This is a genomic window from Sphingomonas hylomeconis (assembly GCF_025370105.1).
Classification (GTDB): domain Bacteria; phylum Pseudomonadota; class Alphaproteobacteria; order Sphingomonadales; family Sphingomonadaceae; genus Sphingomonas; species Sphingomonas hylomeconis.
In genome coordinates this window covers 1-13620 of record NZ_JANQBK010000005.1, presented here as the reverse complement: position 1 = coordinate 13620, position 13620 = coordinate 1, and the positions used below count along the sequence as shown (strand labels likewise).

Sequence of the window (13620 nt, the reverse complement as noted above, 5' to 3'; positions counted from 1 at the left end):
CCACATTCTCGTTGTATCAATGCCACGATGATTGCCGAGACCACCGCGATGGACTTGCCGCAAACGACGAACCGCCGGTTCAGCGTGACGCCCTTCGTCGAACTGCTGGTGCTCGCGGTCGCGGTGATCGTCGCCACGGTCAGCTATTTCGTCATCGTCGGCGAGCAATCGACGCAGCGCCTGCTCACCCCGCCGATGGTCGCGCTGTTGCTCGTGTCGAACCTGGTGCCCGGCGTCGCGTTGCTCGTCCTGCTCGGCCGGCGCATCGCCATGCGACGCGCGGCGCAGTCGCCGATCGGCGGCAACGGCCGGCTGCACGTCCGCCTCGTCGCCTTGTTCTCGGTCGTCGCCGCGGTGCCGATGCTGTTGGTGACGATCTTCGCTTCGCTGCTGTTCCAGTACGGCGTCGAATTCTGGTTTTCCGACAAGGCGCGCGGCATGCTGGAAAACGCCACCGTGCTGGCGCGCGTCTCCTATCAGCAGCAATTGGATCGTTGGAATTCCGAGACGCTGGCGATGGCCGAGGACATTGCCAGCGTGCTGCGCGAGCAGCCGATCGACGATCCGCGCTTTCGCGATTTCTACGGCCGTCAGGTCTATTATCGCAACCTCAGCGAGAGCGCGATCTTCACCATTTCGCCCAAAAAGGAGATCCAGTCGCTCGCGTTGGTCAACCCGTACGAGCGCAATCTCACCGAACAGGTCAGTGCGAAGACGATCGCCACGCTCAAGAGCGGGCAGAAGAGCGTGATCACCGATATGGGCGATCGCATCCAGACCGTGACGATGCTGCCCGGTGCGGCCGACCTGTACCTCTACACTGCCCGCCTGACCGATTCGAAGACGATGACCGCGCAGACCGACCGCGCCGAGGCGGTGCTGGGCGACTATCGCGATCTGCTCGCGCGATCTCGATCGCTGCAGATCCGCTTCAACGCCGCCTTGCTGCTCGTATCCCTGTTCATCGTCGGCGTGGCGGTGTGGATCGCGCTGGAAGTGGCCGATCGTCTGGTCAGGCCGGTCGGGCAATTAGTCGGCGCGGCGCGCGCGGTGGCAGGCGGGGATCTCACCGCCCGCGTGCCCTCGCCCAAGACGCGCGACGAGGTCGGCGTGCTGGCCGATGCCTTCAACCAGATGACGCGCCAGCTCGAGGAACAGACCGGCGCGCTGGAAACGCGCCGCGCGCTGATCGAGGCGGTGATGTCCGGCGTCAGCGCCGGCGTGGTGTCGACCGGGCGCGACGGCACGATCCGGCTGATCAACCGCTCGGCGAACAATCTGCTCAAGACCGGGGCCGAAAGCCCCGTCGGCCGGAAGCTCGGCGATATCGCGCCGGAACTCGCCGCCTTGATCGACACCGATCAGCGCGATGCGATCGTCGAGGTCGATGCCGGCGGCGAGGCGCGCACGCTGGCGGTGCGCATCGCCCGTGCCGAGGCCGGCCCGATCCTCACCTTCGACGATATCACGCAGCAATTGCTCGATCAGCGCCGTGCCGCCTGGTCGGATGTCGCGCGGCGCATCGCGCATGAGATCAAGAACCCGCTGACCCCGATCCAGCTCGCCGCCGAGCGGCTGCAGCGTCGCTACGGCAAACAGATCGTGAATGACGACGGCACCTTCGCCCGCCTGACCGAGACGATCGTCCGCCAGGTCGGCGATCTGCGCCGGATGGTCGACGAATTCTCGTCCTTCGCGCGCATGCCCAAGCCCTTGTTCAAGCATGAATCCTTGGTCGATATCGCGCGCCAGTCGCTGTTCCTGCACGAGGTCGCGTATCCCGGCGTGCACTTCTCGCTGGTCAGCACCCCGGCCAGCATCGATCTGGTCTGCGATCGCCGCCAGATCGGTCAGGCGCTGACCAACATCATCAAGAATGCGGTCGAGGCGATCGAGGCGCAGGGCGAGGGCAATGCCGGTCAGGTGGCGATGACGATCGCCGGCGATCCGGCGCGCGCGATCGTCCTCGAAGTGGCCGATAACGGCGTCGGCCTGCCCGCCGCGCGCGATCGCATCGCCGAGCCCTATATGACGACGCGGGCGCGCGGCACCGGGCTCGGCCTCGCGATCGTCAACAAGATCGTCGAGGAACATTGCGGCACCATGTCGTTCGGCGATCGGCCGGGTGGCGGCACGATCGTCACGATGCGCTTCGATGCCGCCGCGCTCGCGCGCATGGATGCCGGGGACGACGACGCGATCGATTCGAAGAACGACCGGCGCCCCGCCGAACTCATCAAAACACGGACATAGATCATGGCGCTCGACATCCTCATCGTCGACGACGAACGCGACATCCGGGAGCTCGTATCGGGCGTGCTCGAAGACGAAGGCTATGCCACGCGCACCGCGGCGGACAGCGACGCCGCGCTGGAGGCGATCGCCGCGCGGCGACCGTCGCTGGTGCTGCTCGATGTATGGCTGAAGAATTCGAAGCTCGACGGGCTCGATCTGCTCGACGAGCTCAAGCGCCGCGATCCCTCGATCCCCGTCCTGGTCATTTCCGGCCATGGCAATCTCGATACGGCGGTGGCGGCGATCCGGCGCGGCGCGGTCGATTTCATCGAAAAGCCGTTCGAGGCCGAGCGCCTCCTGCTGATGGTCGCGCGCGCCACCGAGACCGAGGCGCTGCGTCGCGAAGTCGCGTCGCTCCGCGCCAGCGTCGGCCGCGATACCGATCTCACCGGCAATTCCACCGCGATCAACGGCGTGCGCGCGACGCTCAAGCGCGTCGCCGCGACCGGCAGCCGCGTGCTGGTGATGGGCGGGGCAGGGGTCGGCAAGGAAGTCGCTGCGCGCCTGCTGCACGGCTGGAGCCAGCGCGCCGATGCGCCGTTCATCATCGTCAGCGCGGCGCGCATGACGCCGGAACGGGTCGAGGAGGAATTGTTCGGTGTCGAGGAGGGCGGCGATCTCGTTCGTCCCGGCATGCTCGAACAGGCGCATACCGGCACCTTGTTCCTCGACGAGATCGCCGACATGCCGCTCGCCACGCAGGGCCGCATCCTGCGCGTGCTGACCGATCAGAGCTTCACGCGGGTCGGGGGGCAGCGCGTCGTCAAGGTCGACGTCCGCGTCGTCTCGGCCACCGCGCGGGATCTGGTGCACGAGATCGCCGAGGGGCGGTTCCGCGAGGATCTCTATTACCGGCTCAACGTCGTGCCCGTGCTGATCCCCAATCTCAGCGAGCGGCGCGAGGACATCCCGGCGCTGGTGCATCATTTCATCGCGCATTACGCCAATGAGCGCCGCGTGCCGACGCCGGAGATCGCGTCCGACGCGATGGTCGCGCTGCAGAGCTACGAATGGCCCGGCAATGTCCGCCAGCTGCGCAACGTGGTCGAACGCACGATCATCATGGCGCCGGGCGATCGAATCGGGCGGATCGATATCGATCTTCTGCCGGCCGAAGTGCTCGGCGAGCCGGGTGAGATGGGCGCGGGGAGCAATGCCATCATGGGCAGCCCGCTGCGCGAAGCGCGCGAGACGTTCGAGCGCGAATATCTCCGCGTGCAGATCCGCCGCTTCTCCGGCAACATCTCGCGCACCGCGCATTTCATCGGCATGGAGCGCTCGGCGCTGCATCGGAAGCTGAAGCTGCTCGGCATCACCGAGACGCGCGACGAGTAAGGGGAGCGGAGCGCGCTTGCATTGTTGGATTTTGTCGGAAAGTATCGTCCGGCTGTTTGAACCGTGGATCGTCCGCCTCCGCGCGCGCGTAGCGCGTGCGACTTTCGCGACCTTTGCCGTCCTGCCGGACCATTGAACCGCTAATCGGAAACGCTATTATTCGCTGTCGTGGTGGACGACGGGCCTGCGCATCCCTAGATTAGAGCTGCACGGGGAACTGATGCAATCCGACGCCGGGAAACGGCGCCATGCGGGAAACTCCCGCCAAAAATAAAGGATCGAGCCGATGGCCGACAAACAGACTTCGCTGCAGGACCTGTTCCTGAATGCATTGCGGCGCTCCAAGACGCCGGTGACGATGTTTCTCGTCAAGGGCGTCAAGCTCCAGGGGATCGTTACCTGGTTCGATAACTTCTCCGTGCTGCTGCGCCGGGACGGCCAGTCGCAACTGATCTACAAGCACGCCATTTCTACGATCATGCCGTCGGGCACGGTGGATGTCGCGGCGATCGTCAACGCGGTCGGCGAGGCGCAGAAGCGCGCGCCACTGCTGCAGGAAATCTTCCTCAACGCGGTGCGCAAGTCGGAAGACAATGTCACCATGTTCCTGGTCAACGGCGTCATGCTGCAGGGGCAGATCGCCGCGTTCGACCTGTTCTGCATGCTGCTGCAGCGCGACGGCATGTCGCAGCTGGTCTACAAGCATGCCGTCTCGACGATCCAGCCGGCACATCCGCTGAACCTTGCCGAAGAACCCACCGACGAGGCTGCAGATTGACCGCTGGATTTGATCGCGACGCGCAGGATTTCGCCCGCGGCGCACGCTGTATCGTGGTGTTGCCCGAACAGGGCGGGTCGTCACGCGACGTCGCTGCGCGGCTCGACGAAACAGCAGGGCTCGCCGCGGCGATCGGCGTGGTCGTCGCGGACAAGGTTTCCTATCGCATCCGCGATCGGCGCCCGTCGACCCTGCTCGGCAGCGGGCAGGTCGAGATGCTCGCCGCCACCGTGCAGATGGAGGGGGCCGATCTCGTCGTGTTCGATGCGGCGCTCACCCCGGTGCAGCAACGCAATCTCGAAAAGGCGCTCAAGGCCAAGGTGATCGACCGTACCGGCCTGATCCTCGAAATCTTCGGCGAGCGCGCCGCGACCGCCGAAGGCCGGCTGCAGGTCGAACTCGCGCATCTCGATTACCAGGCCGGGCGCCTGGTGCGCAGCTGGACCCATCTCGAACGCCAGCGCGGCGGCTTCGGCTTCCTTGGCGGCCCGGGCGAGACGCAGATCGAGGCCGACAGGCGCCTGATCCGCGACCGCATGGCCGGGCTCAAGAAGGAATTGGAAAAGGTCAGCCGCACCCGCGGTCTGCACCGCGACCGGCGCCAGCGCGCGCCTTGGCCGGTGATCGCTTTGGTCGGCTATACCAATGCCGGCAAGTCGACCTTGTTCAACCGCCTGACCGGTGCCGAGGTGATGGCCGAGGATCTGCTGTTCGCCACGCTCGATCCCACACTCCGCCAGATCAGCCTGCCGGGGATCGACAAGGTCATTCTGTCCGATACGGTCGGCTTCGTCTCCGAATTGCCGACGCAATTGGTCGCCGCGTTCAAGGCGACGCTCGAGGAAGTCGTCTCCGCCGACCTGCTCATCCACGTCCGCGATATCGCGCATCCCGATACGATCGCCCAGCGCGACGATGTCGAGGCGGTACTGCGCGATATCGGTGTCGACGAGACGACGCCGCGGATCGAGGCGTGGAACAAGCTCGATCTGCTGCCCGAGGAAGAGCGTGTCGAACTGCTCGGCGAAGCGCAGCGCCGCGACGATGTCGTGGCGATCTCGGCGCTGAGCGGGGAAGGGGTCCCGGGCCTGCTCGACGCGATCGCCAGAATGGTCACCGAAGGGCACCGTGATTATCATATCGAGCTCGATGCCGGCGACGGCGCGGCCGCGGCCTGGCTTCATGCCCACGGCGAAGTGCTGAGCCAGGACGTCGAAGGCGATCGCGCCAGTTACGACGTGCGCATGGCGCCGCGCGATTTCGAGCGGTTCGCGCAGCGCGCGGGGTAGGCGGGGGCAGCGCCCCTCGCCAGAGTTCAAGATTAGGCTTTTGATTCCAGTGACTTAGCTATCCGCCACAAAGCTTCCTTGGCGTCCAGATCGAGCCCGGCAAAACCATCGCCGGCCTGTGCTTCCATCGCCGCGAACCGCGCCTCGAACTTGGCATTCGTCGCCCGCAACGCCGCCTCCGGATCGACGCCCAGATGTCGCGCCCAATTGACCACCGAGAATAGCAAATCGCCGATTTCGCCCTCGCGTTCGGCCGCGGAGGCGGCATCGATCTCGGCGATTTCCTCGATCACCTTGGCGCGCGGCCCCGCCCCATCCGGCCAGTCGAACCCGGTGCGCGCCGCGCGCTTCTGCAGCTTCTCGGCGCGGAGCAAAGCGGGCAGGCCGATCGCCACACCGTCGAGCGCGCCACTCGCGCCTTTGCCGGCACGCTCCTCGGCCTTGATCTGCTCCCACAGATGATGACCGCCATCCGGCGTATCGCCGAAAATATGCGGGTGGCGCCGTTCCATCTTGTCGATGATCGCGGTCGCCACGTCGGCCAGCGCGAAATGGCCGGCTTCCTCGGCGATACGACTGTGAAAAATGACCTGCAGCAGCAGATCGCCAAGTTCGTCCTTGAGATCGGCCATATCGTGCCGCGCGATCGCGTCGGCAACCTCATAGGCTTCCTCGATCGTGTACGGCGCGATCGACGCGAAATCCTGCGCCGCATCCCATGCGCACCCGCCGACGGGATCACGCAGCCGCGCCATGATCGCCACCAGCCGATCGATCCCGCCGACGGGGGATGAAGATCCCCCCCGCTCATCCTGCATAATCAAATCCGATAATAAGCATTATGTTAAACTCAGATGCTGTTCGGGGAAAGTGCGTCGCTGTCGGACACCAAGCCGCCCTTCGGTTGGAGCACCAAGACATTCCCCTCGACGCGCCACGATTTGAGCCGCGACAGGAAGTTCATGCCGATCACGTTGGTATCGCCAAAGGCCGGCGATACGACGACGCCGATGTCCCGCGCATGGATGCCGCCAATGTCGATCGTCTTGCCTGTGGCCCGCCGGGCGCTGATCGTCCCGTTGGCTGTGTCGATCAGCGTGTTGAACGCGTCCTCGTCAAGGTCGATGCCAGCGGCCGTCGCCGTGTCGGTCGAGATTGCCGTGGTGGTTGCGCCGCTATCGATCAACATCCGCCGCTCGACGCCGTTCACCACGACATTGGCCCAGAAATGGCCGTCCTCGCCCTTGCGAATCCTGACCGTATCGCCCGACACGGATTGGTCGCTGATCCCGAGCGTATCGCCAAGCGCGCGGAACGCGGGCGCGACGCGCTCCCAATTGCCGACCGCCAGGATCAGTACGGCGAAGATCGCTACCCAGCCCAGCGCCATCTTGGCCATGCTGCCGAGCGGCAGGCGCCGCGCCGCGAGCGCGGACAATGGCAGGATCAGCATCAGCAGCAGATAGGCGAAGCCCGGCCCGTCGCTCATCGGATCGACTTCATGCGATCAGCTCCAACCCGTCATAGCCAGGCTCCACCCCAGGCGGCAGTTCGCCCAGCAATGTGGCATAATCCAGCGACTGGTCCATATGGATCAGCGCCGATCGTGTCGGTTGCAGCTGCTCGATCCACTGCAACACTTCGGACAGTTGCGGGTGAGACGGATGCGGAAAGCGGCGCAGCGCATCGACCACCCAGATATCGAGGCCATGATATAATCTTCGCATATCGTTGGTTAAGATATTGAAATCAGTGGCATAGCCGATCGATTTTCCGTTCGATTCGAAGCGCAGGCCGGCCGAGAAGATATTGCCGTGCGGCTGATCGACGACCTGTATCTCGATATCGCCGATGCGCACCTTGTCGGGCAATTCCTCCCCAGCAACCGTCGGCGGATATCCTGCGTGCCCACTGAACACATAGCCGAAGCGGGTCATGAGATGACCCAGTGTCTCGCTCCGCGCGAGACCGCGCACCGGCGTGCCGCGCGCGTGATAGATCTGCCGCAGATCATCGATGCCATGGCAGTGATCGGCATGATCGTGCGTCCAGATCACCGCATCGACCTCGCCGATCTCGGCGGCAAGCAACTGTTCGCGCAAGTCCGGGCTGGTATCGATCAGGATCCGCGTCGTTGCGGTCTCGACGATCGCCGAGGCCCGCGTGCGGCGGTTGTGCGGGTCGTTGGGATCGCAGGCGCCCCAGTCGTTGCCGATGCGCGGCACGCCCGACGAGGTGCCGGAACCGAGGATGCGGATCTTCATATCGTTGCGCGCGATCGTGACCCGTGTGCCACCCCGGCGAACGCCGGGGCCCAGTCGTGGAACAGACGTTGGCTGGTGTCGCGCTTCATTGCCTGAGCCGCCGCTACTGGGCCCCGGCGTTCGCCGGAGTGGTATGAAGGTGCAGGACGGCTTTCACTGGACCGTCTTGGCGAACAGGCAATGGAAGTTACGCGCTGTCGCCTCGCTCAGTTCCTCGACGCTTTCGCTACGCAGCGTCGCTAGGAACGCCGCCGTGTCGGCGACGAAAGCCGGCTCCCCGGTCTTCCCGCGATGCGGCACCGGCGCCAGGAACGGCGCGTCGGTCTCGATCAGCAGGCGCTCAAGCGGCAGCCCGGCGGCGGTTTCCTGCAAATCCTTGGCGTTCTTGAACGTCACGATGCCCGAGATCGAGATGTAAAAGCCGAGATCGAGCGCGATATCCGCAAACGCGCCGCTCGCCGTGAAGCAGTGGATCACGCCTGGATAGGGCCCCTTCCCCAGCTCCTCGCGCAGGATTGCAGCGGTATCCTCCTCGGCGTCGCGCGTATGGACGATGATCGGTAGCTGTGTCTCGCGGCACGCCGCGAGATGCGCGCGGAAGCTCGCCTGCTGCCGCGCGCGATCGCTATGATCGTAAAAATAATCCAGCCCGCTTTCGCCAATGCCGACAACGCGCGGATGCCGCGCGCGCTCGATCAGCTTGGCGGTATCGATATGGGAATGCTTGTCCGCCTCGTGCGGATGGATGCCGACCGTCGCCCACACGTCCGCCTCACGCTCGGCGGTGGCCAGCACGTCATCCCATTCGCTCTCGCGTGTCGCGATGTTGAGCATCGCCGTCACGCCGCGCGCCCGCGCGCGTTCGAGCACGGCCTGCTGATCCTCGGCCAACCCCTTGTAATTGAGGTGGCAATGGCTGTCGGCAAGCATCAGGCGGGCTCCGCCGGCAGGTCGAGCCGCGGAAACACGCCCTGCGGCGCGGGCAGCGTGATGCCGGCCTGCAACGGCATGGCAAGTGCGGCGAAGTCGCGCGCGTCGGGTGTCTGCGCCAACAGGTCGAGCAGCTTGTCCGCGCTCGCCGGCACGACCCAGCGGACCAGGATAGCCAGTTGCCGCACCACTTCGGCGGTGTGGTACAATACGCCATCGGCGCGCGCCGGATCGGTCTTGCGGAGCGCCCAGGGCGCCATCTCGGCGAAATAGCCGTTGGCGATGCGGACGCCCTCCCAGATCGCTTCGAGCGCCTCGTTGAGCTTGAGATCGGCCATCAGCGAAGTGACGTTGCCGAGAATATCGCCCAGTTCCGGCGCGGGCGTATCGACCGTGTCCGCCGGCAGGACGCCGCCACAGTTCTTGGCGATGATCGACAGGCAGCGCTGCGCCAGATTGCCCAGGCCATTGGCGAGATCGGCATTGGCGCGCGTCACGATCGCCTCCGCCGAATAGGAGCCGTCCTGCCCGAAGCTCACTTCGCGCAGCAGGAAATAGCGCAGCGCATCGACGCCGAACGTCTCGGCCAATGCGATCGGATCGACCACGTTGCCGATCGACTTGGACATCTTCTCGCCGCGGTGGAGCAGGAAGCCGTGACCGAACACGGTCTTGGGCAGCGCCAGCTTCGCAGAGAGCAGGAAGGCCGGCCAGTAAACCGCATGGAATCGCACGATATCCTTGCCGATCAGGTGCAGATCCGCAGGCCACCATTTGGCTTGTTCGTCAGCATTGTCGGGATAGCCCGCGCCGGTGAGATAATTGGTCAGCGCATCGACCCAGACGTACATCACATGCCCATCGCTGCCCGGCACCTTGACGCCCCAGTCGAAGCTGGTGCGCGAGACGGACAGGTCCATCAGCCCGCCTTCGATGAACTTGGTCACCTCGTTGCGGCGGCTTTCCGGCCGGATGAAATCGGGATTGGCAGCGATATGATCGAGCAGGGGCTGCTGATATTTGGACAGGCGGAAAAACCAGCTTTCCTCCGCCGTCCATTCGACCGGCGTGCCTTGCGGGGAAAGCTTGCCCCCGTCCCCGTCGACGAGTTCCTTCTCTTCGTAGAACGCCTCGTCGCGCACCGAATACCAGCCTTCGTAGCGGCTGAGATACAGATCGTCATTGGCCGCCATAGCCTGCCAGATCGCCTGGCTGGCCTTGTGATGCTCCGGCTCCGTCGTACGGATGAAACGATCATAGCTGATGTTCAGCGCATCATCCATCGCACGGAAATAGCCCGACATTTCCGCTGCCAGATCGGCCACCGGGACGCCCTTGTCGCGCGCCGCCTGGACCATCTTGAGGCCGTGTTCGTCGGTGCCGGTCTGGAAGCGGACGTCGCGGCCGGCCTGACGCTGAAAGCGCGCGATGGCATCGGCGGCGATCGCTTCATAAGCATGGCCGATATGCGGGCGACCATTGGGATAGCTGATCGCGGTGGTGATGTAATAGGGGTCCATGTGCGCGGCTGTAGAGCAAGGTCGGGCGCAATTGAAGCCTCACCGCGCGCCGCTGCGCGCCTGCCTTACTGCTATCTGGTGGGCGCCAAGCGCGCGACCAGCCCGGCCATCTCGAACACCGTCGCCTGCGCGTCGAGCGACAACCCGCGCGCACTGGCCGACAGCGCCCGCGCCGCATCATAGCTGTCGAGCGCGGTGCGCAGCGCCACGCCGTGCCGCCCGGGCGCCTTTGCCGCGATGAAGGCCGGCGCGCGATCGAGGAAGGCTTCGTAGCGCGGCTGCGCAGCCTTGGGCGACAGCAGTTTCGCCAGCTTTGCGCGGCGCGCATTGCTTGGATCGCCGTCGCTGGCGATCGCGGTCAGCGCGCCGTCGAGTTGCGCCATGTCGAGCCCGGCAAAACCCAGCGCTCGGCCGGGCGAGCCCTGCCCCGCCGCGATCAGCGCAGCGACCTCCTCGTCGGGCAGCATCGGCTGCTGCGCGCGCAACACGGCGCGCATCGTCGCGTCATCGAGCGCCTCGAAGCGCAGCAGGCGGCAGCGCGATCGGATCGTCGGCAGCAGGCGGCCGGGCGCATGGCTGATCAGCAGGAAGATCGTGCCCTGTGGTGGCTCCTCGAGGTTCTTGAGCAGCGCGTTGGAAGCGCCGGGTCGCTCTACCTCGTCGATCGCGTCGATGATGATCACGCGCCGCGACGATTGCGACGGCGCCATCGCGAACATCGGGTTGAGCGCCCGGACCTGCGCGATCGGGATCGAGCGGGCAAGTTCGGCTCCGCCCTTGTCGTCCTTCGGCGCGCGCGCGAGCACGCGGTAATCGGGATGCGCGCCGGACTCGATCAGGCGGCTGGTCGGGTGATTTTCCGGCACGTCGTAGCCCGGCGGCAGCGGCGGGCCGCCCGCGCCGTCGGCAAGCAAGCGGCGCGCAGCGATGCGGGCAAACGTCGCCTTGCCCACGCCCTCGGGGCCGGCGAACAGCCAGGCGTGGTGCAGCGATCCGCCGGTGATGGCGGACAGGAATGCGTCGTGCGCCGCGCTGTTGCCGAGCGGAAGCGTCATGGCAGCAGATCCGCCAGACCAGCGAGCAAGGCAGAAGTCACCGTTTCGGCGCTGGCCGAGGCATCGATCAGCCGCACGCGTTCCGGCTCACGCGCCGCATAACCGCGGAACGCACCGGCGACATCCTCATGAAACGCATCGCTCCGCGCCGCGAAGCGGTCCGCCGCCGCGCCGTCGCGCCCCTCGGCCCGCGCCCGCCCCTGTTCGACCGGCACTTCCAGCACGAACGTGCGATCGGGCAGCAGCCCGCGCGACCCGAAGGCGTGCAGCGCCAGCACCGCGGCGTCGTCGATTCCTTCGACCACACCCTGATAGGCACGGCTGCTGTCGACGAAGCGGTCGCAGATCACCCAGCTGCCCGCGCCCAGCGCCGGGCGGATCGTCTTCTCGACATGATCGGCGCGCGCCGCGGCGAACAGCAGGGCTTCGCTATGGGCGCTCCACCGCGCCACCGCGCCTTCCATCAGCAGCGTGCGGATCGCTTCCGCCCCCTCGCTCCCGCCCGGCTCGCGCGTGACGAGCACGGGAACGCCGCGCGCCTCGAGCACGGCGGCCAGCGCGCGCACCTGTGTCGATTTGCCCGCCCCCTCGCCGCCTTCTAGCGAGATGAAGCGCCCGATCACCCGCCGAACAGGCCGGTCAGCCCGGCCCAGGCGCGGCCGAAGAAGCCGGCCTCGCCGACATCGCTCTCGGCCACCAGCGGCAGGCGCTGCTCGGGCAGGTCCGGCGAGCTGATCACCAGATCGGCGATATGCTGCCCGGCCTTGATCGGCGCCTTGATCGGGCCGTCATAGACCACCTTGCCCGACAGCGCCGGTGCAGCGCCGGCCGGCAGCGTAACGGTCAGATTGGTCGGCGCGACGAGCCCGACGGTCGCGGCATCGCCCAGTTGGACCTCGGCGGTCTCGATCTTGCGCCCCTTGGCGGCGATCGGCTTGGCCTGCCACGAGCGGAAGCCCCAGTTCATGAACTTGACCGACTCTTCCATGCGCTGGTTCGAGCTGGTGAGGCCAGCCATCACCATCACCAAGCGGCGGCCGTTCTGCGTCGCGGAACCGGTAAAGCCGTAGCCGGCTTCCTCGGTATGGCCGGTCTTGAGGCCATCGGCGCCGGCGACGCGGCCGAGCAACGGATCGCGATTCTGCTGCGTGATGTCGGCGCCCGCGCCCAGCGTCTTGCCCCAGGTGAAGCTCGGCAGCGAATAGAACTTCTTGTAATAATCCGGGAAGTTCTGGATCGTCGCCGCCGCCAGCTTGGCCAGGTCGCGCGCCGTGACAAACGTCACGCCGTTATCGGGCCAGCCGTTCGAGGTGCCGAAATGGCTGTTGGTCAGGCCCAACTGCTTGGCCGCCTCGTTCATGCGCGACGTGAACGCCGGCTCGGTTCCCGAAATGCCCTCGGCCAGCACCACGCAGGCGTCGTTGCCCGACAGGGTGACGATGCCCTTGAGCAGATTCTCCACGCTGACCTGCTCGCCGGTCGACAGGAACATGGTCGAGCCCGCCGCGGGTCCGTGCCAGCGCTGCCACGTCTCGGGGCGCACGTCGAATTTCTGGCCGAGCTTGATCTCGCCCTTCTTGAGCATGTCGAACGCGACATACACCGTCATCATCTTGGCCATCGATGCCGGCGGCATGCGGCGATCGGCATCCTTGGAAAACAGCACCGCTCCGGTCGACAGATCGGTCAGGTAGGCGACCGGCGCCGGGGTCGGGAAATCGGGTGCCTCGGCCAGGCCCGGATTGGCAATCAGCAGCGCAGGCGTGAGGATGGTGGCGGCGAGCAGTTTCTTCATGATCAGTCCGTGGCGCTAGGAGGAGAAGCTCAGTTCGTGGTTACGATCCGGGCATCTCCATAGCCGCGCCGGGCGACGTCGTCACGTGCGCGTTGCGCCGAAGCGGTATTTGCATACGGCCCAATCTGCACGCGGAACAGCGCGCCGGCCCGTTGCACGCGCCCGCCCAGGCTGGTGGCGAGCGCCTGCGCCCTGCCCTCGTTCGACAATGCCGCAACCTGCACGAACAGACCGGCGGTCACCGGCGCGCGCACCGGGGCGGGACGGGGTGCGGGGGGCGCGTAGCTGGTGCCGGGCACCGGGCGGGCGGGCCGCGCCGGCGTTGCCGCGCCGCGCACCGGTGCGGCCGGGCCGAGGCG

General features: G+C 66.2%; 13 protein-coding genes. 4 read left to right on the top strand and 9 right to left on the bottom strand.

The features are described from left to right. Window positions 1-27: 27 nt before the first annotated feature. The 4 genes from NV401_RS09020 (at window position 28) to hflX (ending at window position 5697) form a co-directional block, all read left to right on the top strand. Window positions 28-2253 (top strand): sensor histidine kinase, encoded by a 2226-nt coding sequence (locus NV401_RS09020; RefSeq protein ID WP_261294088.1) that lies wholly within the window; start codon window positions 28-30, stop codon window positions 2251-2253. 3 nt (window positions 2254-2256) lie between these two features. Further along, entirely contained in the window at window positions 2257-3630 is a 1374-nt protein-coding gene (ntrX, locus tag NV401_RS09015; protein ID WP_261294087.1) for a nitrogen assimilation response regulator NtrX, read from the top strand. 286 nt (window positions 3631-3916) lie between these two features. Next, window positions 3917-4408 (top strand): RNA chaperone Hfq, encoded by a 492-nt coding sequence (hfq, locus tag NV401_RS09010; RefSeq protein WP_261294086.1) that lies wholly within the window; start codon window positions 3917-3919, stop codon window positions 4406-4408. After that, entirely contained in the window at window positions 4405-5697 is a 1293-nt protein-coding gene (gene hflX, locus NV401_RS09005) for a GTPase HflX (RefSeq protein WP_261294085.1), read from the top strand. Before hfq ends, hflX begins: the two co-directional genes overlap by 4 nt. Window positions 5698-5729: 32 nt before the next feature. On the opposite strand, the gene mazG is transcribed toward hflX, so the two are convergent. The 9 genes from mazG to NV401_RS08960 form a co-directional block, all read right to left on the bottom strand. Continuing rightward, window positions 5730-6515: a nucleoside triphosphate pyrophosphohydrolase gene (gene mazG, locus NV401_RS09000; protein WP_261294084.1), complete on the bottom strand. Its 786-nt coding sequence runs from the start codon at window positions 6513-6515 to the stop codon at window positions 5730-5732. A gap of 32 nt (window positions 6516-6547) precedes the next feature. Then, window positions 6548-7186 carry a retropepsin-like aspartic protease family protein gene (locus NV401_RS08995; protein WP_261294083.1) on the bottom strand — a complete coding sequence of 213 codons (639 nt, stop codon included), beginning with the start codon at window positions 7184-7186 and terminating at the stop codon, window positions 6548-6550. Window positions 7187-7196: 10 nt separating this feature from the next. Beyond that, complete coding sequence (locus tag NV401_RS08990; RefSeq protein ID WP_261294082.1) at window positions 7197-7961, bottom strand: MBL fold metallo-hydrolase; 765 nt, start codon at window positions 7959-7961, stop codon at window positions 7197-7199. A 153-nt stretch (window positions 7962-8114) separates the two neighbouring features. After that, window positions 8115-8891 carry a TatD family hydrolase gene (locus NV401_RS08985; RefSeq protein WP_261294081.1) on the bottom strand — a complete coding sequence of 259 codons (777 nt, stop codon included), beginning with the start codon at window positions 8889-8891 and terminating at the stop codon, window positions 8115-8117. Then, window positions 8891-10411, bottom strand: a complete 1521-nt coding sequence (gene metG, locus NV401_RS08980; RefSeq protein ID WP_261294080.1) for a methionine--tRNA ligase — start codon at window positions 10409-10411, stop codon at window positions 8891-8893. Before metG ends, NV401_RS08985 begins: the two co-directional genes overlap by 1 nt. Window positions 10412-10482: 71 nt before the next feature. Further along, window positions 10483-11466 carry an AAA family ATPase gene (locus NV401_RS08975; RefSeq protein WP_261294079.1) on the bottom strand — a complete coding sequence of 328 codons (984 nt, stop codon included), beginning with the start codon at window positions 11464-11466 and terminating at the stop codon, window positions 10483-10485. Then, window positions 11463-12089, bottom strand: coding sequence for a dTMP kinase (gene tmk, locus NV401_RS08970; protein WP_261294078.1), 627 nt, complete (start codon window positions 12087-12089; stop codon window positions 11463-11465). The genes NV401_RS08975 and tmk overlap by 4 nt, the downstream gene beginning before the upstream one ends. Then, the gene (locus tag NV401_RS08965) at window positions 12086-13261 is read right to left on the bottom strand and encodes a D-alanyl-D-alanine carboxypeptidase family protein (RefSeq protein ID WP_261294077.1); all 1176 of its coding nucleotides are present in this window, start codon (window positions 13259-13261) and stop codon (window positions 12086-12088) included. Before NV401_RS08965 ends, tmk begins: the two co-directional genes overlap by 4 nt. A gap of 29 nt (window positions 13262-13290) precedes the next feature. After that, window positions 13291-13620: SPOR domain-containing protein (locus tag NV401_RS08960; RefSeq protein WP_261294076.1), on the bottom strand; the 330-nt coding region annotated here is incomplete at its 5' end.

Coding starts and splice junctions, on each gene's coding strand:
- ntrX (WP_261294087.1), top strand. CDS start 2,257: ATGGCGCTCGACATCCTCATCGTCGACGACGAACGCGACATCCGGGAG.
- hfq (WP_261294086.1), top strand. CDS start 3,917: ATGGCCGACAAACAGACTTCGCTGCAGGACCTGTTCCTGAATGCATTG.
- NV401_RS08995 (WP_261294083.1), bottom strand. CDS start 7,186: ATGAGCGACGGGCCGGGCTTCGCCTATCTGCTGCTGATGCTGATCCTG.
- metG (WP_261294080.1), bottom strand. CDS start 10,411: ATGGACCCCTATTACATCACCACCGCGATCAGCTATCCCAATGGTCGC.
- NV401_RS08985 (WP_261294081.1), bottom strand. CDS start 8,891: ATGCTTGCCGACAGCCATTGCCACCTCAATTACAAGGGGTTGGCCGAG.
- NV401_RS08965 (WP_261294077.1), bottom strand. CDS start 13,261: ATGAAGAAACTGCTCGCCGCCACCATCCTCACGCCTGCGCTGCTGATT.
- NV401_RS09020 (WP_261294088.1), top strand. CDS start 28: ATGATTGCCGAGACCACCGCGATGGACTTGCCGCAAACGACGAACCGC.
- mazG (WP_261294084.1), bottom strand. CDS start 6,515: ATGCAGGATGAGCGGGGGGGATCTTCATCCCCCGTCGGCGGGATCGAT.
- NV401_RS08975 (WP_261294079.1), bottom strand. CDS start 11,466: ATGACGCTTCCGCTCGGCAACAGCGCGGCGCACGACGCATTCCTGTCC.
- NV401_RS08990 (WP_261294082.1), bottom strand. CDS start 7,961: ATGAAGATCCGCATCCTCGGTTCCGGCACCTCGTCGGGCGTGCCGCGC.